The sequence below is a fragment of the Kitasatospora griseola genome, assembly GCF_014648555.1.
Taxonomy (GTDB): domain Bacteria; phylum Actinomycetota; class Actinomycetes; order Streptomycetales; family Streptomycetaceae; genus Kitasatospora; species Kitasatospora griseola.
Map to the genome: position 1 here is coordinate 171782 of NZ_BMRI01000008.1, position 25531 is coordinate 197312.

21 protein-coding genes are annotated in these 25531 nt (G+C 73.3%); 11 read left to right on the forward strand and 10 right to left on the reverse strand.

The window, feature by feature from the left end:
- Both IEZ12_RS13170 and IEZ12_RS13175 read left to right on the forward strand, forming a co-directional pair.
- On the forward strand, positions 1 to 177 hold the full coding sequence (locus IEZ12_RS13170; protein WP_189272203.1) for a hypothetical protein: 177 nt from the start codon (positions 1 to 3) through the stop codon (positions 175 to 177).
- A gap of 75 nt (positions 178 to 252) precedes the next feature.
- The gene (locus tag IEZ12_RS13175; RefSeq protein WP_189272204.1) at positions 253 to 465 is read left to right on the forward strand and encodes a cold-shock protein; all 213 of its coding nucleotides are present in this window, start codon (positions 253 to 255) and stop codon (positions 463 to 465) included.
- 428 nt (positions 466 to 893) lie between these two features.
- On the opposite strand, the gene IEZ12_RS13180 is transcribed toward IEZ12_RS13175, so the two are convergent.
- Positions 894 to 2276: a DUF2398 family protein gene (locus tag IEZ12_RS13180; RefSeq protein WP_189272205.1), complete on the reverse strand. Its 1383-nt coding sequence runs from the start codon at positions 2274 to 2276 to the stop codon at positions 894 to 896.
- An 89-nt stretch (positions 2277 to 2365) separates the two neighbouring features.
- Here IEZ12_RS13180 and IEZ12_RS13185 point away from each other — a divergent pair, with 89 nt between their 5' ends.
- A complete protein-coding gene (locus IEZ12_RS13185) occupies positions 2366 to 3241 on the forward strand; it encodes a sterol desaturase family protein (RefSeq protein WP_189272206.1) in 876 nt (291 codons plus the stop codon).
- Positions 3238 to 3924: a lysoplasmalogenase gene (locus IEZ12_RS13190; protein WP_189272207.1), complete on the forward strand. Its 687-nt coding sequence runs from the start codon at positions 3238 to 3240 to the stop codon at positions 3922 to 3924. The genes IEZ12_RS13185 and IEZ12_RS13190 overlap by 4 nt, the downstream gene beginning before the upstream one ends.
- Positions 3925 to 4054: 130 nt before the next feature.
- On the opposite strand, the gene IEZ12_RS13195 is transcribed toward IEZ12_RS13190, so the two are convergent.
- The 7 genes from IEZ12_RS13195 to IEZ12_RS13225 form a co-directional block, all read right to left on the reverse strand.
- Complete coding sequence (locus IEZ12_RS13195) at positions 4055 to 4717, reverse strand: GVDTG sorting domain-containing protein (protein WP_189272208.1); 663 nt, start codon at positions 4715 to 4717, stop codon at positions 4055 to 4057.
- A 609-nt stretch (positions 4718 to 5326) separates the two neighbouring features.
- The gene (locus IEZ12_RS13200) at positions 5327 to 7642 is read right to left on the reverse strand and encodes an ABC transporter permease (RefSeq protein ID WP_189272209.1); all 2316 of its coding nucleotides are present in this window, start codon (positions 7640 to 7642) and stop codon (positions 5327 to 5329) included.
- On the reverse strand, positions 7639 to 8325 hold the full coding sequence (locus tag IEZ12_RS13205) for an ABC transporter ATP-binding protein (RefSeq protein ID WP_189272210.1): 687 nt from the start codon (positions 8323 to 8325) through the stop codon (positions 7639 to 7641). Before IEZ12_RS13205 ends, IEZ12_RS13200 begins: the two co-directional genes overlap by 4 nt.
- A complete protein-coding gene (locus IEZ12_RS13210) occupies positions 8322 to 8849 on the reverse strand; it encodes a PadR family transcriptional regulator (protein WP_043911223.1) in 528 nt (175 codons plus the stop codon). The genes IEZ12_RS13205 and IEZ12_RS13210 overlap by 4 nt, the downstream gene beginning before the upstream one ends.
- Positions 8850 to 9086: 237 nt before the next feature.
- Positions 9087 to 9890 carry an exodeoxyribonuclease III gene (locus IEZ12_RS13215; protein WP_229847493.1) on the reverse strand — a complete coding sequence of 268 codons (804 nt, stop codon included), beginning with the start codon at positions 9888 to 9890 and terminating at the stop codon, positions 9087 to 9089.
- Positions 9891 to 9995: 105 nt separating this feature from the next.
- Positions 9996 to 11789 (reverse strand): gamma-glutamyltransferase, encoded by a 1794-nt coding sequence (gene ggt / locus IEZ12_RS13220; protein WP_189272212.1) that lies wholly within the window; start codon positions 11787 to 11789, stop codon positions 9996 to 9998.
- 421 nt (positions 11790 to 12210) lie between these two features.
- Positions 12211 to 13347, reverse strand: coding sequence for an ROK family glucokinase (locus IEZ12_RS13225; protein ID WP_189272213.1), 1137 nt, complete (start codon positions 13345 to 13347; stop codon positions 12211 to 12213).
- A gap of 281 nt (positions 13348 to 13628) precedes the next feature.
- Here IEZ12_RS13225 and IEZ12_RS13230 point away from each other — a divergent pair, with 281 nt between their 5' ends.
- Positions 13629 to 14714, forward strand: a complete 1086-nt coding sequence (locus IEZ12_RS13230) for an alpha/beta hydrolase (protein ID WP_308431032.1) — start codon at positions 13629 to 13631, stop codon at positions 14712 to 14714.
- Positions 14715 to 14774: 60 nt separating this feature from the next.
- Here IEZ12_RS13230 and IEZ12_RS13235 read toward each other — a convergent pair whose 3' ends face one another.
- On the reverse strand, positions 14775 to 15689 hold the full coding sequence (locus IEZ12_RS13235; RefSeq protein WP_189272214.1) for a glycoside hydrolase family 16 protein: 915 nt from the start codon (positions 15687 to 15689) through the stop codon (positions 14775 to 14777).
- Between the two features lie 386 nt (positions 15690 to 16075).
- On the opposite strand from IEZ12_RS13235, the gene IEZ12_RS13240 reads away from it, so the two are divergent.
- From IEZ12_RS13240 to IEZ12_RS13250, 3 genes are all read left to right on the forward strand, one after another.
- Positions 16076 to 16504, forward strand: a complete 429-nt coding sequence (locus tag IEZ12_RS13240) for a hypothetical protein (RefSeq protein WP_189272215.1) — start codon at positions 16076 to 16078, stop codon at positions 16502 to 16504.
- 130 nt (positions 16505 to 16634) lie between these two features.
- On the forward strand, positions 16635 to 18713 hold the full coding sequence (locus IEZ12_RS13245; protein ID WP_189272302.1) for a bifunctional polysaccharide deacetylase/glycosyltransferase family 2 protein: 2079 nt from the start codon (positions 16635 to 16637) through the stop codon (positions 18711 to 18713).
- Between the two features lie 2 nt (positions 18714 to 18715).
- A complete protein-coding gene (locus IEZ12_RS13250; protein WP_189272216.1) occupies positions 18716 to 19942 on the forward strand; it encodes an acyltransferase family protein in 1227 nt (408 codons plus the stop codon).
- Between the two features lie 7 nt (positions 19943 to 19949).
- On the opposite strand, the gene IEZ12_RS13255 is transcribed toward IEZ12_RS13250, so the two are convergent.
- A complete protein-coding gene (locus tag IEZ12_RS13255) occupies positions 19950 to 21503 on the reverse strand; it encodes a PucR family transcriptional regulator (protein WP_189272217.1) in 1554 nt (517 codons plus the stop codon).
- A 315-nt stretch (positions 21504 to 21818) separates the two neighbouring features.
- Here IEZ12_RS13255 and IEZ12_RS13260 point away from each other — a divergent pair, with 315 nt between their 5' ends.
- Genes IEZ12_RS13260 through pucD form a run of 3 tightly spaced genes read left to right on the forward strand, consistent with a single transcriptional unit; the run spans position 21819 to position 25527 of the window.
- Positions 21819 to 22694, forward strand: coding sequence for an FAD binding domain-containing protein (locus IEZ12_RS13260; protein WP_189272218.1), 876 nt, complete (start codon positions 21819 to 21821; stop codon positions 22692 to 22694).
- Positions 22691 to 23176 carry a (2Fe-2S)-binding protein gene (locus IEZ12_RS13265; RefSeq protein WP_189272219.1) on the forward strand — a complete coding sequence of 162 codons (486 nt, stop codon included), beginning with the start codon at positions 22691 to 22693 and terminating at the stop codon, positions 23174 to 23176. The genes IEZ12_RS13260 and IEZ12_RS13265 overlap by 4 nt, the downstream gene beginning before the upstream one ends.
- Positions 23173 to 25527 (forward strand): xanthine dehydrogenase subunit D, encoded by a 2355-nt coding sequence (pucD, locus tag IEZ12_RS13270; RefSeq protein WP_189272220.1) that lies wholly within the window; start codon positions 23173 to 23175, stop codon positions 25525 to 25527. Before IEZ12_RS13265 ends, pucD begins: the two co-directional genes overlap by 4 nt.
- Positions 25528 to 25531 lie beyond the last annotated feature (4 nt).

Below are 25531 nucleotides of genomic sequence, written 5' to 3' on the forward strand. Positions count from 1 at the left end.
ATGAACGCCCGCACCATCGCGTCCGCCCCGGCCCTGCGCTTCCCGTTGCCGAAGCGCCACCGCCGGATGCTCGCCTGCGCCGCCGTCGCGGCCTCCGTCGTCCTGGGTTCCTTCGGCGTCGCCGTCACCGTGGAGACCGTCCGCCAGGGCCATGCCGTGAGCGCCGCGCAGCGCTGACGCTCGGCCGAACGAGTGGTGGGTCCCGGGGCCGCGGCCGATACTGAGGGTGACCGGCCAGAAGGGAGTCCCGCCATGGAGACCGGCACCGTGCGGTGGTTCGACATCCACCACGCCTACGGCTACATCACCCCGGACGCGGGCGGCCCCGAGGTCGCCGTCTACTACGACTCCGTCCTCGCCCCCGACGACAGCCGCTTCCTCCACCAGGGCCAACGCGTCCAGTACGACACCACCGTCCAGGAGTTCCGCCCGGTCGCCGAACACGTCCGCCCGCTCACCCCTTGACGGCCCCGCCGCCTTCCCCGCCCGCCGCGCCCCGGCCCGGCCGACCTGACGCAGCGTCACCGGCAGCCCGATCACGACGGCCGCCTCCTGCGCGGCGAGCGCGAGGTGCGGGCCGCTCCGGCCGTTGGCCAGCGTGATCGCCGGCGCGACCGGCCCGCCCGCCGAGGCGCCCAGCGAGGGCCGCCAGTCGTCGGTGCGGATCACCGTCCGGCCCAGCCCGGCCGTCGAGAACGCCGCCGCACCGCAGGCGATGAAGTGGGGCAGGTACCCGTCGGGAACCCCGCACTGCCGCCGGCCCCGCGAGAAACCCCGGTCGCCCCCCGCCTCGACCAGTCCGGTCAGCCCCCAGCCGAGCACCGCCATGACCGCCGGCCCGTACAGGGCGCCCCATCCCTCGCTCGTCATGCCCCGAAATCCTAGGGCTGCCCTCACACCGCCTGCCGGTCGCGGCCCTTCGCGGGGCGCGAGTGGCGGCCGGAGCCCGGGGCGGGCTGGAGTTCGGCGCGCGGGGCGTAGCGGGCGGCGGGGGCGCGGAGCAGCCAGTTGCGGCCGGCGGGGGCGGCGAGGCCCATCCGGTGGAGCAGGTCGAGCGCGTCGCGGCGGAACGCGGCGAGGTCGGCGAGGTAGCCCGCGTCCCAGCCGGCGCTCATGCCGTAGTCGTCGGTGATGTCGCCGAGGGTGCCGTCGATGAGGGCGTCGGGGATCAGCACGGCGGGCGGGGCGCTCTCGGTGTCGACCGGGCGGAGGTCCTCCACCAGGCGTTCGGCGAGCAGCAGGGCGGCCTGGGCGAGAGTGCCGGTGCCGGGGAGGGCGAGGTCGGTGAGTTCGTCGGCGGGGTCGAGCAGGGCGATGCCTTCGGCGCGGATCTCGGCGGTCAGGCCGAGCACGTCGGCGAATCGTTCCGTCTCCGCGGGGACGGCCTCGCGCAGGTGGTCGCGTTCGGCGGGGGCGAGGTCGTCGAACAGGACGACGGGTGTCTCGGCGAGCAGCCGGCGGACCGTCAGTTCGGGTCCGGCGGGTGGCAGCGGGGGTGCGGTGAGCAGCTCGGCGGCGAGTTCGGCGGGCGGCTGCCACTGGTCGAGCAGCGCCTGCACCGCGTCGACGTCCGCCGTGGGCCGCTCGCCGCGGGCGATCGCGGCCAGCGCCCGGACGAGCGCCGCATACCCGGCGGGGTCGAGGCCGGGCAGGCCGCGGCCGGGCAGCGCGGCCTTGTGCAGGCGGGCGTGGGCGGGGCCGAGGGTGAGCCGGTAGCCGAGCAGGGTGTGGAAGCGTTCGGCGAGGGTGGCGGCGTGACGGCGGATCAGCGGGAGCGACGCGCCGTGCGGGCCGTCGGCGGTGACCAGCGGGTGGGCGAGCAGCAGCCGGGCGGCGATGCGCAGTTCGGTGGTGGGGCGTTCGGGTTTGCGGTGCCGGCCGCCGCCGGTGGCGCGGGGGGCGGGCAGCGCGGGGGCCTCGCGCCGGATCCGGCGGTAGCCGAGCGGCCGGAACAGCGGCGAGGTGGTGTGGTGGACGCTCGGCCCGTGCCACCAGCTGGTCCCGGCGGCGGGTTCGGCCTGCTGGGGTGCGCCGCCGAGGTGCCGGGCGCCGTGCGCGCCGAGCACGGCTGAGGCCAGCAGATCCGCCTCGGCCCGGTCGGCGGCGGCGAACCGCTCCGCCAACCGCCGCACGGAATCGGCGAATTCGCTTCCGGTACCGGCGATCTGCGGGTACGTCCGGTCGGGGGTCGCGAGCCGCGTGGCCCCGCCCGTGCGTCCGTTCCCCGTACCGCCGGTGGCCGCCAGGGCGCCGGCGGCTGCTTCCTGCCGCTCCATGTCGCCCCCAAGCCTAGACGCCGCACTGCACACTACGCGTCGGTAACTACCTCTTCCGCCGGTCGCCCACGTCCCTTATGGTTCCGGGCATGCCTGACCTACCCGATGTCGTGCTCTGGTCGATACCGGCCTTTGTGCTGCTCACCGTCCTGGAGATCGTCTCCTACCGCTTCCACCCGGACGACGACGAGCAGGGCTACGCCGCGAAGGACACCGCGGCGAGCCTGTCGATGGGCCTGGGTTCGCTGCTGTTCGACGCCGGGTGGAAGATCCCGATCGTGGCGATCTACTCGTTCCTGTACGAGTTGACGCCGCTTCGGATCCCGGTGCTGTGGTGGACGGTGCCGCTGATGCTGCTCGCCTACGACTTCTTCTACTACTGGTCGCACCGCGGCCACCACGTGATCCGGGTGCTGTGGGCCTGCCACGTGGTGCACCACTCCAGCCGGCACTACAACCTGTCGACGGCGCTGCGTCAGCCGTGGACGTCCGCCACGAGCTGGATCTTCTACCTGCCGATGATCGTGGCCGGCGTGCACCCGGCGGCGGTGGCGTTCTGCGGCTCGGTGAACCTGGTGTACCAGTTCTGGATCCACACCGAGCGGATCGGCAGGCTGCCCCGGCCGGTCGAGTACCTCTTCAACACCCCGTCGCACCACCGGGTGCACCACGCCTCGCAGGGCGGCTACCTGGACCGCAACTTCGGCGGCATCCTGATCGTCTTCGACCGCTGGTTCGGCTCCTTCGCGGCCGAGGCCGAGCAACCGGTGTACGGACTGACCAAGAACATCTCGACCTACAATCCGTTGAAAGTCGCCACTCACGAGTACGCGGCGATCGCCCGGGACGTGGCCCGTGCCACCACCTGGGGCGATCGGCTGCGCCACCTGGTGAAGGGCCCGGGCTGGCAGCCCGCGCCGCGCACCGATTCCCCCGCCGCCTCACCGGAGAGTGCCCCCGCATGAGCCCCGCCCGCGACCCGCGCACCGCGCGGGCCCTGCTGATCGCCTTCGCCGTCGTCTCGGTGGCGCACCTGACGGCGATCGCCGTCCACGTGCCGGTCCTGCGGTACTCCACCAAGCCGCTGCTGATGCCGCTGCTGGCCGCCTGGGTGTGGGCGTCGGCGCGGCCCGCCACGCCGAGGCTGCTGATCCCGGCGCTGCTGTTCGGCGCGGGCGGCGACATCCTGCTGCAGGTCGGCGGCACCGTCGGGTTCCTGGCCGGCATGGGCTCGTTCGCGGTCGGCCACGCCTGCTACGTGACGATGTTCGTGAAGCTCGGCGCGCTCGCCGACCGCCGCCGCACGGCGATGGTCGCGGCCTGCTACGCGGTGGCCTGGGCGACGCTGATCACGCTGCTGCTGCCCGACCTGGACGCCGCCATGCGGATCCCGATGGCCGCCTACAGCCTGCTGCTGGCCTCCACCGCGGTGACGTCCTCCCGGATCGACTGGCGGGCGGGCGTGGGCGGCGCGCTGTTCCTGCTGTCCGACACCCTGATCGCCACCGACCTGGCGCACTGGAAGCTGCTGCCCATGCACAGCTTCCTGATCATGCTCACCTACATCGTCGGCCAGTACCTGCTGACCATCGGCACCCTGCAGCGCACCGACGCCGCTCCCGCGGCCGCCGCGGTCCCGGCCACCTGACCGGCCCGCCCGGACACACTTCGAGGGCGGCTCCCACCGTGCGGTGGGGGCCGCCCTCGGGCGTTCCGTGCTGCGGGCCGCGGGGGACGCGGGGCCCGCCGGGTACGGTGGGCGCGTACCGGACGACCGCTCAGCGCTCCTCGCCGGCAGCCGATCCGCGCCGGCGCAGCAGCCAGAACCCGGCCACTCCGGCCGTCACCAGCCCGGCCCCGGCGGCCAGCCGCCCGGCGTCCATGCCGACCGAGCCGCCGACGCCGGTCTCCACCCCGCCGTGCGGGAGCCGCGCGGCGCCCTCCCAGTCGCCGTCCGCGGCGCCGCTGCCGCTTCCCGTGCTGCCGCTGCCCGTGCTGCTGTTGCCCGTGCTGCCGCTGCCCGTGCTGCCGCTGCCGGCCCCGGCTGCCGCGATGGCGACCGCGCCGACGAACTTGTCGCCGTTCGGGCACTTGCCGTCGATGCCCCAGGACGGGTCGTTGGCGGTGGAGCGCTTGGCGGCCGCATCGGCCATCTCGTGCTCGGAGATGACGGTCGCGGTGCCCGAGTACTTGCCGTCGGGGCCGACGCTGAGCGTGGTCGAGCCGCCGGCGAAGGCGAGCGAACTCGCGGTCAGCGTCTTCGTCTCGTTGCCGGCGCAGTTCACGCTGACCGAGACGGACTGGCCGGGCTGCGCCTGCGCCGGGCTGACCCAGGCGGGCTGGCTGCCCTTCGCGGACGCGGGGCCGGCGGTGGCGCCGGCCAGGCCGAGCAGGACGGTGGTGCCGAGCAGAGCGACGCCGGCGGTGCGCGTTCGGCGCATGCCGTACCTCCAGGGAGTCGAGCCGAGGGGCAGCGGTGCGTGACCGCTCCACTACCCTTGGTCGCCGACCACGCTAGGCCAGGGCCCGGGGCCCGGCGACACCTCAAGGGCCGTTCGGGTCCGGAGCGTCGCCCTGTCCCGGAACCCGTGGCGACCGGTCAGTCGTACGTGATCAGCACCGGCGTCCCACTCGCCGTGGGCCCATCGGGATCGCCGCCCCCGGGACCACCGCCCAGGCCGTCCAGGCGTGCGAGACCAACATCGGGGCGAGACCTGCGACTACTGGTACAACGTCCACGCGCCCTGACAGGGCGGCGTCCGGGTGCCCGACGGCAAGGTCCGCGCCTGGGCGGGCGGCTACAACTGCCTCCGGCAGCAGGAGCTGTACGACGACAACCTGACCAACGACACTTTCACCACCTCCTTGGTCGTCGACGGGTCGCCGCACGGTGCGGCTCCCGCCGGGATCCATGCTCCGGAACCGGGCCACGGCCCCTCAAGCCTCCGCCGTCCCATCTTCCCGACGGGACGGTCGGACCCCGGTGACCTGCGGAGACGCCTCGTTCGTGGGACGCGGTGCCACCGGATTCCGCCGTCGGCCGACCCGGGCTACTCGTTGCGGGCCGTCTCCGGTCCGGTGATCCGCCGCAGCAGTGGCATCGTCGCGCCGATGATGGCCAGTGCGGCGCTCAGGCCGCCGATCACCACGAGGTAGTAGCCGGCGCCGAGGGCGTGCAGCGTGTACTGCAGCTGGGAGCGCAGGAACAGGTCGGCCGCGAGCAGGCCGACGCCGATCGCCACGGCGGCCATCACCAGCAGCGGCACCATCGATTCCATGGCCACCACCCGGCGCAGGGTGCCGAGTGGTACGCCGGTCAGGCGCAGCAGGCTGAACGGGCGTTTGCGCTCGCTGAGGCCGCCGGCGACGCTCACTGCCAGGCTGCATCCGGCGATCGGGAAGGTCGCCAGGATCACCGCGTCGGCGAGTTGCTGGAAGCCGCGCAGTTCGGCTCCGGCCAGGTTCCACGCCTCGCCGAGGGTCATCATCTGGCGCTCGGCCGGGTAGGCGGTGTCCACCATGGTCCGGATCTGCTCGACGGCGGCGGGTGAGCCGTCGGTGTCCACCACCACGTTCAGCACTCCCGTGGCGTCCAGCTGGTCGGGGGTGAACGGGGCGGCGGGCCATTCGGTGGCGCTCTCGTCGCGCCAGCCGTACCAGGTGACCGGGACGTAGGCGCTCTGCGCGCCGGGCGCGCAGTGGCCGTACAGCTTGAGGGGCTCCAGGTCGCGGCAGGCCACGACTTCCCGGGTGGTGGCGGGTCCGTCCGAGGTCTGCACCTCCAACTGCCGGTCACTGGGGTGGGCCAGCAGCACGGTTCGCACGCCGGGGACGGCGCGCAGGCGCTGGAGCAGTTCGGGTGAGGCGGGCGGGCCCTGGCTGACGAACCGTTCGCCGCCCTGGTCGTATCCGCCGGTGAGGTCGTTGACCAGCATGTTGTTGAACTGCGGGCCGCCGTGGGGGTGGTTGCGCTCCTCGCTGATCGTGGTGATGACGCCGATCGTCGCGGTCATCACCAGCAGGGCCAGCACCAGTCCGCTCACCGCGCGGAACCCGGCGGTCGGGTTGTCGACCAGTCGGCGCACCGCGATCAGCGTCGCCGGGCGCTGGGTGCGCCGGGCGATCAGCCCCGCGCCCTTCATGGTCAGCCAGGGGCCGGACAGCACCAGGCCGAGCGCGATCAGCAGGAACGAGGACAGGTACGCCCTGACCTGCCCGGGCACCGACTCCGGGTGCCAGACCAGGAACGCGGACAGCTCGACCAGCCCGGCCACCAGCGGCACCACTCGCCACGTCCTGGGCGGCTTGGGAGTCACCCGGCGGCTCACCCCGAGCGGGGAGATCTGCACCCGGCGCAGCGCGATCCGGGCGGCGACGGCGGCGGCCAGCGGGACGCCCACGGCGACGGCGGCGATCTGCACGGGCGTCAGGGCGATGTCCGAGGCGAAGAACGGCGCTCCGGTCAGCTTCGCGTTCGTGACGGGGCCGCGCAGCGCCAGGTACGGCAGGAAGCCCAGCAGCACTCCGAGCGCGGCGGCGACCGTCGCCTCCACCGCCGACACCGTGGACACCTGACGGGGTGTCGCGCCGACCAGCCGCATCGCGGCGAACCGCTGCTCGCGGCGGGCCGCGTTCAGCCGGGTGGCGGTGCCGATCAGGATCAGCACCGGGAAGACCAGCGCGCCGGTCACCACCGTGAGGATCAGGTCCACGCCGTTGGCCTTGATGCCGACCACGCACTTCGCGCACTTCTCGGGCGCGATGGTGGCGACCTGGTCCACCGTCGTGGCGCCGAGCTGCCCCGAGAGCTCCTGCGGGGTGCGGCCGACCAGCGCCAGCAGGCTGTCCGGCGCGGGCAGCGCGGCGTCCCCGAGGATTCCGATCCGGTGCCCGGGGAAGCGGTCCCCCAGCTGCGCGGGCGGCATCTCGTCGACCAGCCGGGCCAGGGCGGGCGACAGGTAGTACTCGCCGGGCCCGGGCATCCGCGGCACGCCGGGTGCGAGCGCCGCCCGCGGCCCGGTGGGCGCGACGTCGATCCGCCCGATCTCCTTGCCCTGCACGGTGTCCCGCCGCGTCATCCACCACATCGGATCGACCCCGGTCGCACTCGCCGCCCGACCGCCGGACGCGCTCGCCCCCTGGCCGCCGTCGGAACTCCCCGCAGCCTCCCGATCGGCGGGGAGCCCGTTGACGAACGGCGTGTTGAGCCACGCGTTGCGCGCGTTCTGGGCGTGGACGCCGTTGATCGCGGCGAGCGTGGTGAACAGCAGTCCCACGCCGATGGCGACCGCGCCGGCGGTGATGGCGAGGCGGACCAGCGCCTCGCGTCCGCCGCTGACGGCCAGTCGCAGTCCGAGCCCGATCATGAGGTCAGCCGTCCGCTCATCGAGGTGGCGCGGCCGTCGCGGACGATCGCCTCGCGGTCGGCGTAGGCGGCGATCCGGGCCTCGTGGGTGACCAGGACGACGGTGGTGCCCTGTTCGCGGGCGCAGCCGACCAGCAGGTCCATCACCTGTTCGCCCGTCAGGGAGTCGAGTGCGCCGGTGGGTTCGTCGGCGAACAGGACGCGGGGTTCGGCGACCAGTCCGCGGGCGAGGGCGACGCGTTGGGCCTGCCCGCCCGACAGTTCGCCGGAGCGGCGGGCCTCCAGGCCGTCCAGGCCGAGCTTCGGGAACCAGCTGCGGGCCTGCTGGAGCGCGGCGGCCCGGCGCCGGCCGCCGAGCAGCAGCGGCAGGGCGACGTTCTCCTCGGCCGTCAACTCCGGTACCAGTTGGCCGAATTGGAACACGAAGCCGAAGCTGTCGCGGCGCAGGGCGCTGCGTTCCTGTTCGCCGAGGTTGTCGATCCGGCGGCCGTCGAACCGGATCTCGCCGCTGTCGGGGGTGAGGATGCCGGCCAGGCAGTGCAGCAGGGTGGATTTGCCGGAGCCGCTGGGGCCCATGACGGCGAGGACCTCGCCGGCCTCGACGGCGAGTTCGGCGCCGCGCAGGGCGGGGGTCTCGCCGAAGGCGAGGGTGACGTCGTGGGCGTGGATCAGGGGGTCGGTCATCGCTTGGCCACCTCTGCGGCAAGGGCGTCGAGTCGGGCGGCGGTCAGGTCGATCCAGCGCAGGTCGGACTCCAGGTGGAACAGGCCGTGGTCGGCGAGGAGCGCGTCGACCAGGCCGCCGGAGCGCTTGATCTCGGTGAGTTCGCGCATCCGCTTCAGGTGGGCGGCGCGCTGGGTGTCGAGGTACAGCTCGGCGTCGCGGCCGAGCATCAGGGCGAGCACGACCTTGCTGAACAGCACGGTCTGCAGGTGGGGTTCGGCGGCGACGGGTTCGCGCAGCCAGTCCTCGAACTCGGTGGCGCCGGTCTCGGTGATCACGTAGCGCTTGCGGTCGGGCCCGTCGCCGGCCTCGGGCTCGCCGACGACGACCTTCCCGTCCCGGGCGAGCCGCCCGAGGGTCGCGTACACCTGGCCGAAGGGCAGCGGCTTTCCGCGCCCGAAGAACGCGTCGTAGTCCCGTTTGAGGTCGTAGCCGTGGCTGGGCTCGCGTTCGAGGAGCCCGAGCAGGGTGAGTGGAACGCTCATGATCGAGAGAGTACGCCGGGGGTGTACTCCACGTCTATACACTCAGAGAATACTGGCGCAGAGTTCTACGCATTCCGGCTTTGACCTGGGGTTTCACGGTCGAGAGGCGACGCAGTGGACTTCACCGAGGCAGCGTCGGACGGAGCGTCAGCCGCCACGACATTCAGGCGGACTGACGCTCCACCGGACACCTTCGACCACCCGCGCCGACCGGGCAGCCGGCCTCCTGACGGCCGGTCAGAGGTCCAGGTCGACCACCACGGGCGCGTGGTCCGACGTCCCCTTGCCCTTGCGGGCCTCTCGGTCGACGTAGCTGTCCGACACCGCGTCCGCGAACGGCTTGTTGGCGTAGGTGAGGTCGATCCGCATGCCGCGGTTCTTCGGGAAGGCCAGCTGGCGGTAGTCCCAGTAGGTGTAGGGGTGGTCGTACTTGAGCGGGCGGGGCACCACGTCCTGCAGGCCGATCTCCTGGAGGGCCGTCAGTGCGGCGCGCTCGGGGGCGGTGACGTGGGTGAGGCCCTCGAAGGCGGCGATGTCGTAGACGTCCTCGTCCGCGGGGGCGATGTTGTAGTCGCCGAGGACGGCGAACGGGCGGTCGCCGGCGGTGTCCTCGCGGACGGCGTCGCGCAGCGCGGCCAGCCACTCCAGCTTGTAGCGGTAGTGGGCGTGGTCGACCTCGCGGCCGTTGGGCACGTACACCGACCAGACCCGGACGGGGCCGCAGGTCGCGGCGACCGCGCGCGGCTCGATCACGGGGAGCATCGCGTCCTCGGCGAGGTACCCGGGCTGGCCGGGCAGGTCGCGGACCACGTCGTCCAGGCCGATCCGGGACAGCACGGCGACGCCGTTCCACCGGCCGGTCCCGTGCGCGGCGCTCTGGTAGCCGAGCTCGCCGATCGCCTCGGCGGGGAACGCCTCGGTGGTGCACTTGAGTTCCTGCAGGCAGAGCACGTCCGGCTTGGCGGACTCCAGCCACTCCAGCAGCTTGGGCAGCCGGGCGGTCACGGAGTTGATGTTCCAGGTGGCGATGCGGACGGTCACGGCGGCCTTCCCTCGGCGGTACGGACGGACGGGGCGCGCGGCACCGGGCCGGGCACCCCGTCCGAACATACCGCCCGGCGCCGACAGCGCCCGGCAGGCGACGGCTCAGCGGGACGGATGCACCACGCCGGCCGCTCCCCCGCCGCGGCGGACGGGTTCGGCGGCGGCCAGCCAGCGGCCGTCGGGGAGTCGCTCGATGCCGGTGGCGGCGCCGATCTCCGGGGTGCTGGCGAACACGTGGCCCATGGCCTGGAGCTTCGCCGCCTCGGGCGAGGCGAGGAAGGCCGGTTCGGCCTGGGTGGCGACGGTGTTGCGCTGGCTGGCGCGGGGCGCGGCGATGGCCTGTTCCAGCGTCAGGCCGCGGTCGATCCGCCCGGTCAGCACCTGCAGCACGGTGGTGATGATGGAGGCGCCGCCGGGCGAGCCGGCCGCCAGGTACGGCTTGCCGTCCTTCAGCACGATGGTCGGGGAGAGCGAGGAGCGCGGGCGCTTGGCCGGGCCGGGCAGGTTGGGGTCGGGGACGCCCGGGGTGAGCGGCGCGAAGTTGAAGTCGGTCAGCTCGTTGTTGAGCAGGAAGCCCCGGCCGGGCACGGCGATGCCGCTGCCGCCGGTCTGCTCGATCGTCAGCGTGTAGGCGACCACGTTGCCCCACCGGTCGGCGACCGTCAGGTGGGTGGTGCTCAGACCCTCGTACGGTTCGGCGACCGGCTGTCCGCTGCCGGCGCAGGCCGCCGGGTGGTAGGGGTCGCCGGGGGCGAGCGGGCTGGTCAGCGCGTGCTTCGGGTCGATCAGGCAGGCCCGTGCCGCGCCGTAGGCCGGGTCGAGGAGCTGACGGGTCGGCACCTGGACGGCACGCGGGTCGCCGACCCAGCGGTTGCGGTCGGCGAAGGAGATCCGGCTGGCCTCCAGGAAGCGGTGGTCGTACTGGACGGGGTCGGCGAGGTCGGCGCGGCTGCTGGTGCCGAGGATGTTCAGCGCCTCGCCGACGGTCGTCCCGCCGGAGGAGGACGGGGCGATGCCGTACACGTCCAGGCCGCGGTAGGTGACGTGCGTCGGGTCCTGCTGCCGGACCCGGTAGGCCGCCAGGTCCGCGGCGTCGACCTTCCCGGGGCGGGCGTTGCGCCCGGACGCCGGGTCGACGGGCGGGTGCTGGAGGGCCCGGACGATGTCGGCGCCGATCGGGCCGCGGTACAGCGCGGCGGTGTCGGTCCGGCCCAACTCCCGGTAGGTGGCAGCGAGATCGGGGTTGCGCAGGGTGGAGCCGACGACCGGCAGCTTGCCGTTCGGCAGGAACAGCGCCCGGCTGGCCGGGAAGTCCTGGAACCGGGCCTGGTTGAGGGCGGTCTGGTCCTGGAAGGTCTGGTCGACGGTGAACCCGCGGTCGGCGATCCGCTCGGCCGGTTTCAGCACCTCGGCCAGATCACGGCTGCCCCAGCGGCGCAGCGCCTGCTCCCAGGTGGCGGCCGTGCCGGGCACGCCGACGGACAGGCCGCTGGTGACGGCGTCGTTGAACGCCAGCGGCTGCCCGTTCTCCAGGAACAGCGAGCTGTCGGCCGTCCGGGAGGCCGTCTCCCGCCCGTCGAGGGTGGTGACCTTCCCGGTCCGGGCGTCGTAGTACACGAAGTACCCGCCGCCGCCGATACCCGCCGAGTACGGTTCGGTCACCCCGAGCGCGGCCGCGGTGGCGACCGCGGCGTCCACGGCGTTGCCGCCGCGCCGCAGCACCTCCAACCCGGCGGCGGTGGCGTCGGCGTCCACACTGCTCACCGCTCCGCCCCAGCCCACCGCCTCGGGCTGTTTCCCGGCGACGACAGCCTGATCGGCCTGCGCGGGAGCGGCAGTGCACAGCAGTCCGGTGACAAGTGCGAATGCGGGGACGAGACGGACGAGGGGTCTCATACGGCCTCCCTGGGACGGCATCGGTCTCCCGTTCTCCCACACCCGCCACGCACTCGACAACGGCACGTTCGGCCAACTGCCGCACGCCGAAACGATCCTGTCGCAACATCAGACCGCACCGACACGAACCGCCTTCACCGCCGGGGCCCTCCGCGTCAGCGTGCCGTCACGCCGGCGGAGCACGGCCCGACACCAGCAGGCCCGACCCGGCAACTCACGGAGAAACCCGACCCCGGCAAGCCCCGCGTCAGCGGATCACCCCACCAGCACGACAGGCACCGCACCTACCCCCGGGAACAGGCCCCGCGTCAGCAGGAGGTCGCGCCGGCAGACCGCAGACCCGTGCCGGCGAAGCACGGCCCGGCACCGGCAGGCCCGACCCGGCGACCCACGGAGAAACCCGCCCCCGACAGACCCCGCGTCAGCGGCTCGTGCCGCCGCCCAGCAGACCCCGCGTCAGCGGCTCGCGTTCCACTCGCCGGCGCTTGACCGTGCGGAACCGGCGGGCGACCTGGCGGGCGAGGTCCGCCGCGCCGACCAGGCCGGCCTCGTTGCCGAGGGCGGCGTGGACGATCTCGGCCTCGGGGCGGAAGCCGCGGCCGGTGAGGGTGCGGCGGAAGGCGTCCTGGGCGGGGGCGAGCAGGAGGTCGCCGGCCTCGCTGACGCCGCCGCCGACGACGAACCGGCCGGGGTCGAGCGCGGCGGCCAGGTTGGCGATGCCGACGCCGAGCCAGCGGCCGACCTCGTAGAGCAGCTCGGTGGCGACGGCGTCGCCGTCGCGGGCGGCTTCGGTGACCAGCGGGCCGGTGATGCCGAGCGGGCTGCCGCCGGCCCGGGCGAGCAGCGGCTGGACCACCGGGGACTCCTCGGCGGCGAGTTCGCGGGCCTCGCGGACCAGCGCGTTGCCGGAGGAGTACTGCTCCCAGCAGCCGCGGTTGCCGCACGGGCAGCGGTGGCCGCCGGGGACCACCTGCATGTGGCCGAACTCGCCGGCCAGGCCGTGCTTGCCGCGGTCCACGTAGCCGTCGCGGACGACCGCGCCGCCGATGCCGGTGCCGAGGGTAATCATCACCATGTGGTCCTCGCCGCGGCCGGCGCCGAACCGCCATTCGGCCCAGGCGGCGGCGTTGGCGTCGTTCTCGACCACCACGGGGAAGCGCAGCCGGGAGCTGAGCGCCTCCTGGAGGGGTTCGTTCCGCCAGTTCAGGTGGGGGGCGAACAGCACGGTGGAGCGTTCGGAGTCGACCCAGCCGGCCGCGCCGACGCCGACGGCGTGGACGTCGTGCTTGTCGGCGAGCTGGAGGACGAGGTCGACGATGACGTCCTCGACCACCTTGGGGCTCTTGCTCTTGTCGGGGGTCTCGGTGCGCAGCCGGTCCAGCACCCGGCCTTCGCCGTCGACCACGCCGGCGACCACCTTGGTGCCGCCGATGTCGACGCCGATGGTGGGCAGTCGCAGCACTCCGGCGGGCAGGGTGCGGCGGCGGCGTTCGGCGCGCGGGCCGAGGCCCAGCAGGCTGGGCAGGGCGGGGCGGGCGGGGCCGTTGGCACTGGTCACGGAATGAATGCTCCTGGTTTCGGTAAAAGCTTCGGGCTGGTGCGAGAGGGGTTCGAACGAGCTGGCAGACTAGGCCGCGAACGCACAGCGGATTCTCACGAAAACGTGATGTTCCTCTCAGGTTTCTGCGGGTGTCGCCAGCAACTGATCGTGTGTTTGACGCAGTCTGACAAGTGTGATGTGCGAACCGGGGGACCCTGCCCCGGACGGCCGGACGACCCGATTCGAGAGACCCGATGCAGCTGACAGGCACCCCTTTCCTTATTCTGACGATCATCCTGGTGCCGATCTCCATCGCGGCGGCGCTGCTGCTGTGGGGCCGGGTCCGCGGGCCCCAGCCGGTGCAGGTGCTGTCCCGGATCGTGATGCTGCTGGTCTGTCAGATCACCGCGGTGATGATGGTCTTCGTCATGGTGAACAACGCCAACCTGATCTACGGCAGCTGGGACGACCTGCTGGGCACCGGCAACCACGTCCGCGCGGTGCCGAACGTGCAGGCCGAGGCCGGCGGCAGCGCCGCCCCGGGCAACGACTCCAAGCCGCAGCGCACCAAGGTGATCCAGCAGTTCAAGCCGGTCGGTGACCCGAAGGTGCCGAACGACGTGCAGACCACCGACCTGAAGGGCGCGGTCTCCGGCGTCGACGGCGAGGTGCTGGTCTGGCTGCCGCCGCAGTACAACGACCCGGCGTACAAGGACAAGACCTTCCCGGTGGTCGAGCTGCTGCCGGGCTGGCCGGGCTCCTCGAAGACCTGGTACGGCACGCTGCGGGTCTCCGAGCAGCTGAAGCCGATGATGCAGAGCGGGCAGGTCGCCCCGTTCATCCTGGTCTCGCCGCGCACCAACCTGCTGGGCGACTCCACCGACACCGGCTGCGCGGACGTGCCCGGCAAGGTCAACGCCGACACCTGGCTGTCCCGGGACGTGCCGCAGATGGTGCTGGACAACTTCCGGGTCGACACCTCGGCCGAGCGCTGGGCGGTGGCCGGCTACTCCGCGGGCGGGCACTGCGCGGCCAAGCTGGCGCTGGAGCACCCGGACCGCTACCGGGCCGGCATCAGCCTCTCCGGCTACAACGACCCGGGTGCGGAGGGCCAGTCGCTGACCGCGAAGGACCCGCACCTGAAGGAGATCTCCAACCCGCTGTACATCCTGAAGAACGCCAAGACCCCGCCGAAGGTCGCGCTGTACGTCACCGGCAACAAGGGCGACGGCCTGGAGGGCGGCGAGGCGCTGAAGGCCGCGGCCAAGGCCCCGACCACGGTGACCACGCAGGAGACCACCGGCCCGCACAGCAGCGACGTCTGGAAGCAGCTGGTCCCGAGCATCTTCACCTGGCTGACCACGATCATCCCCGCCCAGCACTGACGCCCCGCACGCACGAGGGCCCGGCCGCACTCGCGGCCGGGCCCTTCGCGTGGCGCGGGGTCAGGACTTCGGCAGCGTGTTGACGTAGTCGGTGCCCGCGCCGTAGAAGCCGTCCACCGCCTGCTGGACGTCGGCCGGGGAGAGCGCCTGGTCGGCCTTGTAGTAGAACCAGTTGACCTTCATGTCCCAGCTGCGCTGGCCCGTGATCGAGGGCAGCAGGTCGATGAACCAGTTGCTGAAGTGGATGTCCATCTTCTCGCGCGCGACGTACTTGTCGGAGCTGGTGAACAGCTCCTTGCCGTCCATGGAGTAGACGACCTTCCCGTCCATGGCGGTGATCACCATGGTGTGCCAGCCCTCCATCCGCTGCTTGGCCGCGCGGGTGACGCGGTCCGGCGGGTCGGCCTTGAACCAGCTGGTGGTGTCGAGCTTCGGGCCCGGCGCGCCCCAGCCGCCGTTCGGCAGGTACTCGAAGTCGAGTTCGCTGTAGTTCGCCGAGTCGTCGGCGGGCGAGATCGGGAAGTAGGTCTGCACGACGTGGTCGCCGGTGCGGCCGGTCGAGGGCTTGTCGCTGAAGTGGATCCGGGCGGCGAAGGTCCCGTGGAACAGGTTGGTGCGGGTGCTCTGCACCTCGACCTGCTTGGTGCCCTGCTTGGTGCCGTCGGTGGACGAGCGCAGCTGCAGCGCCCGGCCGCCCTGCGCCGTCGGGTCGGCGGGGAACGAGGCGCCGGCCGCGGACCAGGTGTCCTTGATGCCGGGGCCGCCGCCGCCGTCGCGGACCTGCCAGCCGTGCGCGGCGAAGGCGGGGTCGTCGGGGCCGCTGTACTTGAAGGTGTCGAACATCGTTCCCGGCGGTCCGCTGGGCGTCGGCGAGGCACTGGCGGCGGACGTGCCCTTCGCGCCGGAGTCTCCACCGGAGGCAGGGTCGCCGGTGCACGCCGCGAGCGCGCACAGCAGGGTCGGCAGCGTGATCACGCTCCACGCACGAGGGCGCGGAAAGCGGCGGGGCTGGCGCACACAAACTCCTTGGGGCGCAGCGGTGTCAGCTGGAACACGCCTGCTGCGCGGTGATCGACGACCGGTCGGAGGCGGTCATCCTAACCGTGCTCACCTCCGGCTTCGCCGCGGGGACGGCCCGGCCGGGGCGGATCGGGGCCGTGATCGACGATCCGTACACAGGTCTAAACCTGGTACGCACCCGTAGGGGTCTCGATCCGATTACAACCCTGACGCGGAACGCGTCGAAATTGGACATCGGGCCCAATTCGTCCCAGGACGGTGCACTAGCGTTCGAGTTACGCTCCCGCGGTCTTCACACCTTCCCTCCCTGCCCTGAAAGGCCTCGCTCGGTGCGCTCTGCCATGCCTTCCTCCGAGCGCGGATCGGAGCACCTGTTCCAGCCCGGCACACCCGGCCCGGAGGCCGAGGAGCCGCTGCCCGAACCGGTGTTCGTCGACGAGTCCGGGCTGCGCGGCAGGCTGCTGCGCGGGCTCGGCTGGCCGGTGTCGGTGGTGGGCGCGGTGCTGGCGGTCGCGATGGGCGGCAGTCTGATCGGCGTTCAGGCGGACGCCCCGGCGATGGAGATCCCGGCGCAGCCCGCGCCGACCACGGCTCCTTCGGCCGCCCCGTCCCCCTCGCCGTCCGCGTCCCCGTCCGCGTCCTCGTCCGGGACGCCGGCCCGCTCCACGTCGCCGCGGCCGGGCAATTCGGCCGGCACCTCGAAGCCCAGCACCGGGACGCACGGGGCGACGCCTTCGGGGAATTCGGCGAAGTCGACCAAGCACCCCTGACCCGGTCGGCCACGTACCCCTGATCCATCCGCACCACCCTTTCCAGGAGCGCCATTTGTCCCGCCACCAGCGCCGCCGGCAGTCCCTGCTGAGGCCGCGCCGACTGGCCGCGCCGCCGTTGCGCTTCGTCATGCCGCTGTCCCTGCTGGCCTGCCTGCTGGCGCTGCTGGTGCTGCGCGGGCTGGCCACCAACGAGGTGTTCCACGACACCCGGATCGCCGTCTCCGTCGACAAGGACACCGTCCCGGAGAACCTGCTCAACGGCGGCCCGGTGATCGACGCGCGCGGGGACAAGCAGGCGAACCCGGTCAGCTACCGGATCCCCGACAAGACGGTGGTGCTGAGCTTCGACGACGGCCCCTCGCCGGAGTGGACGCCGAAGGTCCTGGACGTGCTGAAGGCGCACGACATCCGGGCGGACTTCTTCGTGACCGGCGCGATGACCACCCGCAACCCGGAGCTGATCCGGCAGATCGTCGCGGGCGGCCACGAGATCGGCCTGCACACCTTCACCCACCCCGACCTGGTGTACCAGTCGCACGCCCGGATCAGCTGGGAGCTGGCGCAGACCCAGCTGGCGCTGGCCGGCGTCGCGGGTGTGCACAGCTCGCTGTTCCGGCCGCCGTACTCCTCCAACTCCGCGGCGCTGGACGACTGGAACTACCCGATCATCAAGTACGTGGGCGGGCACGGCTATCTGACGGCGTTCATCGACCGCGACACCGACGACTGGAAGCGTCCCGGCGTCGAGGAGATCGTCAAGGCGGCGATGCCCGCCACGCCGGGCGCGGGCGAGCTGATCCTGCTGCACGACGCGGGCGGCGACCGCGCCGAGACGGTCGCCGCGCTGGAGCAGATCATCGTCAAGCTTCAGGGCGAGGGCTATCGCTTCACCACCATCTCCGACGCGCTCGGCGCCTCCCCCGGGACGGTGCCGGTGCACGGTTTCCAGCTGTGGGCGGGCAAGGGCTTCATCTGGGCCACCCAGGTCGCCGTGCACACCCTGCCGGTGCTGGTCGGCCTGATGGCCCTGGTCGGCTTCCTGAACTTCGGCCGATTCGCGCTGATGGTCGTGCTCGCCCCGATCCACGCCCGCCGCTCCAAGCGGCAGGGCGCCTGGGGGCCGCCCGTCACCCGGCCGGTCACCGTGCTGGTCCCGGCGTACAACGAGCGCGAGTGCATCGCCAACACCCTGAACTCGTTGGCGGCCAGTGACTATCCGATCGAGGTGATCGTCATCGACGACGGCTCGACGGACGGCACCGCGGACATCGTCGAGGAGATGGACCTGCCGTTCGTCCGGCTGATCCGCAAGGTCAACGGCGGCAAGCCCAGCGCGCTCAACGCCGGTGTCGCGGCGGCCTCGTACGACATCGTGGTGATGATGGACGGCGACACCGTGTTCGAGCCGTCCACAGTGCGCGAGCTGGTCCAGCCGTTCGCCGATCCGAAGATCGGCGCGGTCGCGGGCAACGCCAAGGTCGGCAACCGGGAGAGCCTGATCGGCGCCTGGCAGCACATCGAGTACGTGCTCGGCCACAACCTGGACCGCCGGATGTACGACGTGCTGAACGTCATCCCGACCATCCCCGGCGCGGTCGGCGCGTTCCGCAAGGAGGCGCTGCGGCGGGTCGGCGGGATGAGCGACGACACCCTCGCCGAGGACACCGACATCACCATGGCGGTGCTCAGCGACGGCTGGCGGATCGTCTACGCCGAGCGCGCCCGCGCCTGGACCGAGGCGCCGGCCAGCCTCCAGCAGCTCTGGTCGCAGCGCTACCGCTGGAGCTACGGCTCCATGCAGGCGATGTGGAAGCACCGCCGCGCGGTGATCGCCCGCGGCCCGGCCGGCCGGTTCGGCCGGATCGGACTGCCGCTGGTGGTGCTGTTCGGCGTGGTCGCCCCGCTGCTGGCGCCGCTGGTCGACCTGTTCCTGCTGTACGGCGTGCTGTTCACGGACGCCCCGATCACGCTGGCCAGCTGGGGCGCCTTCATCGCGCTGCAGGCGCTGCTGTCCTGGTACGCCTTCCGGCTCGACCGGGAGAAGCCCTGGCACCTGATCAGCCTGCCGATCCAGCAGGTGGTGTACCGGCAGCTGATGTACATCGTCCTGCTGCAGTCCACGATCACCGCGTTCACCGGTGGCCGGCTGCGCTGGCAGAAGCTCCGGCGCACCGGCGAGGTCGCCGCCGCACCGGTGGAGGGCTGACCATGAGCGACACCATTCGGCTGCGGATCCCCGAGCAGCTGCGCCGGGAGCTGCCCGCCGACCCGCCGCCGCCCGCCCGCACCGGCGGCCGCGACCGCTACCTCGACCTGCTGCGCGCCCTGGCGCTGGTCCGCGTGGTGCTGTACCACAACTTCGGCTGGTTCTGGCTGCCGCTGCTGTTCCCGTCGATGGGCGTGATGTTCGCGCTGGCGGGCTCGCTGATGACCCGTTCGCTGAGCCGCCCCGCGCTCGGCGTGATCCGCGGCCGGCTGCGCCGCCTGCTGCCGCCGATGTGGCTGTTCGGCGCGATCGTGGTCACCCTCCAGGTCCTCGACGGCGGCGGCCCGCACTCCGACGGCCACCCCACCTGGTGGTGGGCGAAGCTGGCGTTCTGGGTGCTGCCGCTGAGCACCCCGCCGTACGCGACGGACGGGCTGCACGGCTTCGGCGGCCACCTGGAGTCCGGCTGGGCGACCCAGCTGGTGGTGCCGCTCTGGTACCTGCGGGCGTACCTCTGGTACGTGCTGCTGTCGCCGCTGATGCTGAAGGCCCTGCGCCGCTTCCCGGTGCTGACGCTGTGCACCCCGCTGGCGATCGTGATCGTCATGAACGTGTTCTTCGTCGACCAGGACGTCGTCTATCCGCGGGTCTGGGAGACCGCCAACGACTTCGCCATGTTCGGCTCCTGCTGGATCCTCGGCATGGCCCACCAGGAGGGGCTGCTGCGGAAGATCCCGCAGTACGTGCTGCCGTCGATCGCGCCGCTGGTCATGGTGGCGGGCTTCTGGTACCTGCAGACCCGGCCGGTCGACCCGACCCAGCCGACCGACATCGAGGCCTGGCCGATCGCCCAGGCGGTGTGGTCCCTCGGCTTCGTCGCCATGCTCCTGCACATCAGCCCGTCCTGGGAGCAGTGGCCCGCGCCGCTGGAGCGCTGGAACGGCCTGGTGAGCCTGCTGAACTCGCGGGCCGTCAGCGTCTACCTGTGGCACGTGACGGCGCTGGTGCTGGCCGTCCCACTGATCGACCGGCTGTGGGGCGTCGACTTCTTCTTCCAGCACCTGAAGTGGCTGCTGACCAGCCAGTGGTTCACCCTGCTGGTCGGCATCCCGCTGCTGGCCCTGCTGGTGCTGGTCTTCGGCTGGGTCGAGGATGTGGCGGCCAAGCGCCGGCCCCGGCTGTTCCCGTACCCGCGCCGGCCCCGCGGCCGGCGCCGGAGCGCCGCCTGACGGCCCGTCAGCCCAGCTGGAGGGCCAGGTAGAAGTCGACCCGGTCCTCCAGCCGGGACAGGTCACGGCCGGTGAGCTCCTCGATCCGGCCGATCCGGTAGCGCAGCGTGTTGACGTGCACGTGCAGCTGGGCGGCGCAGCGCGTCCAGGAGCCGTCGGCGCGCAGGAACGCGGCCAGGGTGTGCAGCAGGTCGGCCTGGTGCTCCCGGTCGTAGGCGGTGACGGGGTCCAGCAGCCGGGACCGGAACGCCCGCCGGACCTCGTCGGGGACGGCGGCCAGCAGCAGCACGTGCGAGGCGAGGTCCTCGGGGCCGGCGACCCGTATCCGGCCGGCCCGGGCGTCGGCGACCCGGCGGGCGTGCCGGGCCTCCTCCAGGGCGCCGCGCAGGCCGCCCGACTCGGCGACGGGCGCGGCGACGCCGACGGTGATCCGGCTCCCGGCGTCGAGTCCGGCCTCCAGCGGGGCCAGCAGCGCGCGCACGTCGTCGGTGGGAGCGGCGGCGGCGTCGGGGACGGCGGTGTCGGGGGCGGGCAGCACAGCGACGGCGCCGGTCGGGCCGTCCGCGGCGACCAGGGCCGTGGCCGGCAGCGCCTCTTCGAGGACCGGGCGCAGCGCGCCGTCGGGCAGGCCGGCGGCGTCGGCGGACAGCACCAGCCAGTGCGGCCGGCCCTCGCCGTGCAGGACGCGGGCGAGGTCGGCGGGGTCGGCGTCGCGCCGGAGCAGGGCGAGGAGCTCGTCGGCGATCCGGCGGCGCAGCCGGCGGCCGTCGTCGCGGCGGGTGCGTTCGGCGGCGACCAGCCGGGCCAGGTTCTCGGCGAGCTGGCGGCGCTTGGCGGGCCATTCGGTGAGGTCGCCGGCCACGGCGAGGATCCAGTCGGCGAGCGGGGTGCCGGTGGCGGTCTCGGCGGCGGGCAGCAGCGAGTAGGCGCCGTCGGCGAGGCGGACCCGGTGCGGGGGGTGCTGGCCGCGCTGCTGGGCGGCGAGGTGGGTGCGGGCGAGGCGGTCGCGGTCCTCGGGGGCGAGGCGGTCGGCGGGGCCGGCGACCACCTGGCCGGTGGGGGTGAGCACCCAGCAGTCCAGGTCGAGGTCGCCGCCGAGCAGGTCGAGGACGGCGTCCAGGCCGCCCGCGCCGCCGGCGGACACCAGCAGCCGGTGCCGGTCGACCAGCGCGGCGAGGTCGGCGGCGCGGCCGGCGGAGACGTGCCGGCCGACGTACTCGGTGACGGCGCCGAAGGCGATGTCGTCGGGGACGGCGAGCAGCGGCAGCCGGTGGCGTCGGCAGGCGGCGACCAGGTCGTCGGGGACGGGGCCGACCTCCACTTCGCCGGCGCCGAGCGCGGCGGCGCCGCCGGCCACCAGGGTGCGCACGAAGCGCGCGGAGTCGGCGGGGCCGGTGCGCCACAGCATGCCGGTGAGGACGAGTTCGCCGCCGTGCAGGAACCGCCCCGGGTCCTGGAGGTCGGTGGTCATCACTCCGGTGACCTGCCGGTCGAGCTCCTCCTCGCCGGCGAGCAGGCGCAGTCGGGGTGCGCCGGGGGCGAGCAGGTCGCGGACGCGCATGGACGGGGCCCTTCGTGACGGTGCGGCGGGTGCTGCGGGTGCTGCGGGTGAATCGTGGGGGTGATTCCGGGGCGAGGACGGCCCAGGGTGACCCGGGTGGGCCTGTGGATCGTCCACATTGGACGAACGTACAGGACAGTGCGGCTGCGCACCGTCGGCCCTCGTGCCATCGGTGACTGCCGGCGGCCCCGGCCACGGCGGTTCACTGGCCTGCACGTCGCCGGGCTGCACCGCGGTGCCCGCCGGGCGGTCGGCCGGGCCGTCCCCGGCCGGGGCGCCGGGCCCCTGTCCGCCGGCGAAGAGAGGAGGCACCGCATGGAGTTCCTTCGGCCCGCGACCTGGGACGAGGCGCTCGTGGCGATGGCCGAGCACCCCGGGGCGCTGCCGGTCTCCGGCGGCACCGACGTGATGGTCGAGCTGAACTTCGACCTGCGCCGGCCGTCCGCGATCCTCGACCTGAACCGGGTCGGCGAACTGACGGAGTGGAGCACCGACGGGTCGTCGGTGCGGCTGGGCGCGGCCGTGCCGTACGCCCGGATCATCGACGAGCTGTCCGTTCCGCTGCCGGGGCTGGCGCTGGCGGCGCGGACCGTGGGCTCGCCGCAGATCCGCAACCGGGGCAGTGTCGGCGGCAACCTGGGCGCGGCCTCGCCGGCCGGCGACGCGCATCCGGCGCTGCTGGCCGCGGGCCGCGGGGTGCGGGTGGAGGCGCACTCGGTGCGCGGGGTGCGGCTGATCCCGATCGACGAGTTCTACCTCGGGGTGAAGCGCCACTGCCTGGCCCCGGACGAGCTGATCCGGGCGGTGCGGATCCCGGTCGCCGACGGCCCGCAGCAGTTCTCCAAGGTCGGCACCCGCAACGCGATGGTGATCGCGGTGTGCGCGTTCGCCCTCGCACTGCACCCGGCGGACCGCACGGTCGGCACCGGCCTGGGCTCGGCCGCGCCGACGCCGCGCCGGGCGGACCTGGCCGAGGCGTACCTGGCGGACGCGCTGGCCTGGGAGTCCGGCGACCCGCCGGCCGACGGGGTGGTGCGGCGTTTCGGCGAGCTGGTGGCGGCCGCCGCCGATCCGATCGACGACGTCCGGGGCACCGCCGCGTACCGGCGGCACGCCCTGGCGGTGCTGGCCCGGCGCACGCTGGCCTGGTGCTGGAACGACTACCGCGAGCAGCTGGGGAGGACCGCATGAGGGTGGTGTTCACCGCGAACGGCCGGCCGGTCGAGGCCGACGACGTGTGGGAGGGCGAGTCGCTGCTGTACGTGCTGCGCGAGCGGGTCGGCCTGCCGGGTTCGAAGAACGCCTGCGAGCAGGGCGAGTGCGGCTCCTGCACCGTCTACCTGGACGGGGTGCCGGTCTGCGCCTGCCTGGTGGCGGCCGGTCAGGTGCAGGGCCGCGAGGTCCGCACCGTGGAGGGCCTGGCCGGCCCGGACGGCGGGCTCGGCCCCGTCCAGCAGGCGTTCCTGGACGCGGGCGCCGTGCAGTGCGGCTTCTGCACGCCCGGCCTGCTGGTGCAGACCGACGCCCTGCTCGCCCAGCGCCCGCGCCCGTCCGACGCCGACATCCGCGAGGCGCTGTCGGGCAACCTGTGCCGCTGCACCGGCTACGAGAAGATCATGGACGCGGTGCGGCTGGCCTCGGCCCGCATCGCAGGGGCGGGGGGCGGGGAATGACGACCCGTCCGGTCCAGGCCGAGAAGAACCTGCAGCGGATCGACCAGGCGTCCAAGGACGGCATCGGGCAGTCCCCGCTGCGGCCCGACGGCACGTTGAAGGTGAAGGGCGAGTTCGCCTACTCCTCCGACCTGTGGCACGAGGACATGCTGTGGGGCACGGCGCTGCGCTCCCCGCACCCGCGCGCGAACATCCGCTCCGTCGACGTCTCGGCGGCCCTCGCCGTCCCCGGCGTCCACGCGGTGCTCACCCACGAGGACATCCCGGGCGCCAAGTTCTACGGCCTGGAGATCGCCGACCAGCCGGCCCTGGCCGTCGACAAGGTCCGCTACCAGGGCGAGCCGGTCGCCCTGGTGGCCGCCGACCATCCGGAGACGGCCCGCCGGGCCGCGAAGCGGATCGTCGTCGACTACGAGGTGCTCACCCCGATCACCACCGAGCAGCAGTGCCTGGATCCGGAGACCCACGGGTACGTCCACGAGCCGCACGAGTACAAGGCCCGCGCGCACGGCAACCTCTGCCACGAGCAGCGGCTGGTGGCGGGCCGCGGCGTCACCGACGAGGTGCGGGCGCTGGCCGACGTGGTCGTGGCGGGCGAGTACGAGGTCGGCATGCAGGACCAGGCGTTCCTCGGCCCCGAGTCGGGTCTCGCGGTGCCCGCCGAGGACGGCGGCGTGGACCTGTACATCGCCACCCAGTGGCTGCACGCGGACCGGCAGCAGATGGCCCCGGTGCTGGCCCTGCCGGAGGAGAGGATCCGGCTGACGCTGGCGGGGGTGGGCGGCGCGTTCGGCGGCCGCGAGGACCTGTCGATGCAGATCCACGCCTGCCTGCTGGCGCTGCACACCCGAAGGCCCGTCAAGATCGTGTACTCCCGCGACGAGTCGTTCTTCGGCCACGTGCACCGCCACCCGGCCCGGATGCGCTACGAGCACGGCGCCACCCGGGACGGGAAGCTGGTCTTCGCGGACTGCCGGATCGTGCTGGACGGCGGCGCGTACGCCTCCACCTCGGCCGCCGTGGCCGGCAACGCCGCCTCGCTCGGCCACGGCCCGTACGTCATCCCGAACGTCCGGATGCACGCCCTCGCGCTGTACTCCAACAACCCGCCCTGCGGGGCGATGCGCGGCTTCGGCGCCGTGCAGGCCGCGTTCGGCTACGAGTCGCAGATGGACCGGCTGGCGGCCGCGCTCGGCATGGACCCGGTGGAGCTGCGGCAGCTGAACGCCGTCGCGCAGGGCGACCTGATGCCGACGGGGCAGCCGATCGACGCGCCCGCGCCGGTCGCCGAGCTGCTGCAGCGCGCCAAGGACCGGCCGCTGCCGCCGCCGCTCGACCCGTCCGACCAGCGCGCGCTGCCGGGCGCGCTGTCCAACACCTCGCACGGCGAGGGCATCGTGCGGGGCGTCGGCTACTCGGTGGGCATCAAGAACGTCGGCTTCTCCGAGGGCTTCGACGACTACTCGACCGCCCGGGTCCGGCTGGAGGTGATCGGCGGCGAGCCGGTCGCCCTGGTGCACACCGCGGCGGCCGAGGTCGGCCAGGGCGGCATCACCGTGCACGCCCAGATCGCCCGCACCGAGCTCGGCGTCGAGCGGGTCACCATCCACCCCGCCACCACCGGGATCGGCTCGGCCGGCTCCACCTCCGCGTCCCGGCAGACGTACATGACGGGCGGCGCGGTCAAGCTCGCCGCCGAGGCCGTCCGCGAGGTACTGCTCGACCGGGGCCGCCGCCGGTACGGCTGGACGCACCGCGACCTGACGCTGACGGGCGGTCAGGTGGTGTCCGCCTCCGCCGGGGTGCTCGCCCCGCTGGCCGAGCTGCTCGGCGACGAGCCCGTCGAGCAGACCCGGGTGCACCGCCACCGGCCGACCGCCGCGCTGGACCCGGAGACCGGCCAGGGCTTCGGCCACGTCCAGTACTCCTTCTGCGCGAACCGCGCCGTGGTGGACGTGGATGTGGAGCTCGGTCTGGTCAGAGTGGTCGAACTGACGGCCGTTCAGGACGTCGGCCGGGCGCTCAACCCGCTCGCCGTGGTCGGCCAGATCCACGGCGGCTGCACGCAGGCGCTGGGCCTGGCGGTGATGGAGGAGATCGTGCTGACGGACGGCAAGGTGCGCAACGCCTCGTTCACCGACTACCTGATCCCGACCATCCTCGACACCCCGCCGATCCCGGTGGAACTCCTCGAACTCCCCGACCCGCACGCCCCGTACGGGCTGCGCGGCGTCGGCGAGGCCCCGACCGTCTCCGCCACGCCGTCCATCGTGGCGGCGATCCGGCAGGCCACCGGGAAGGCGCTCACCCGCATCCCGGTCCGGCCGGAGCACCTCACCGACACGCCCTGACCCC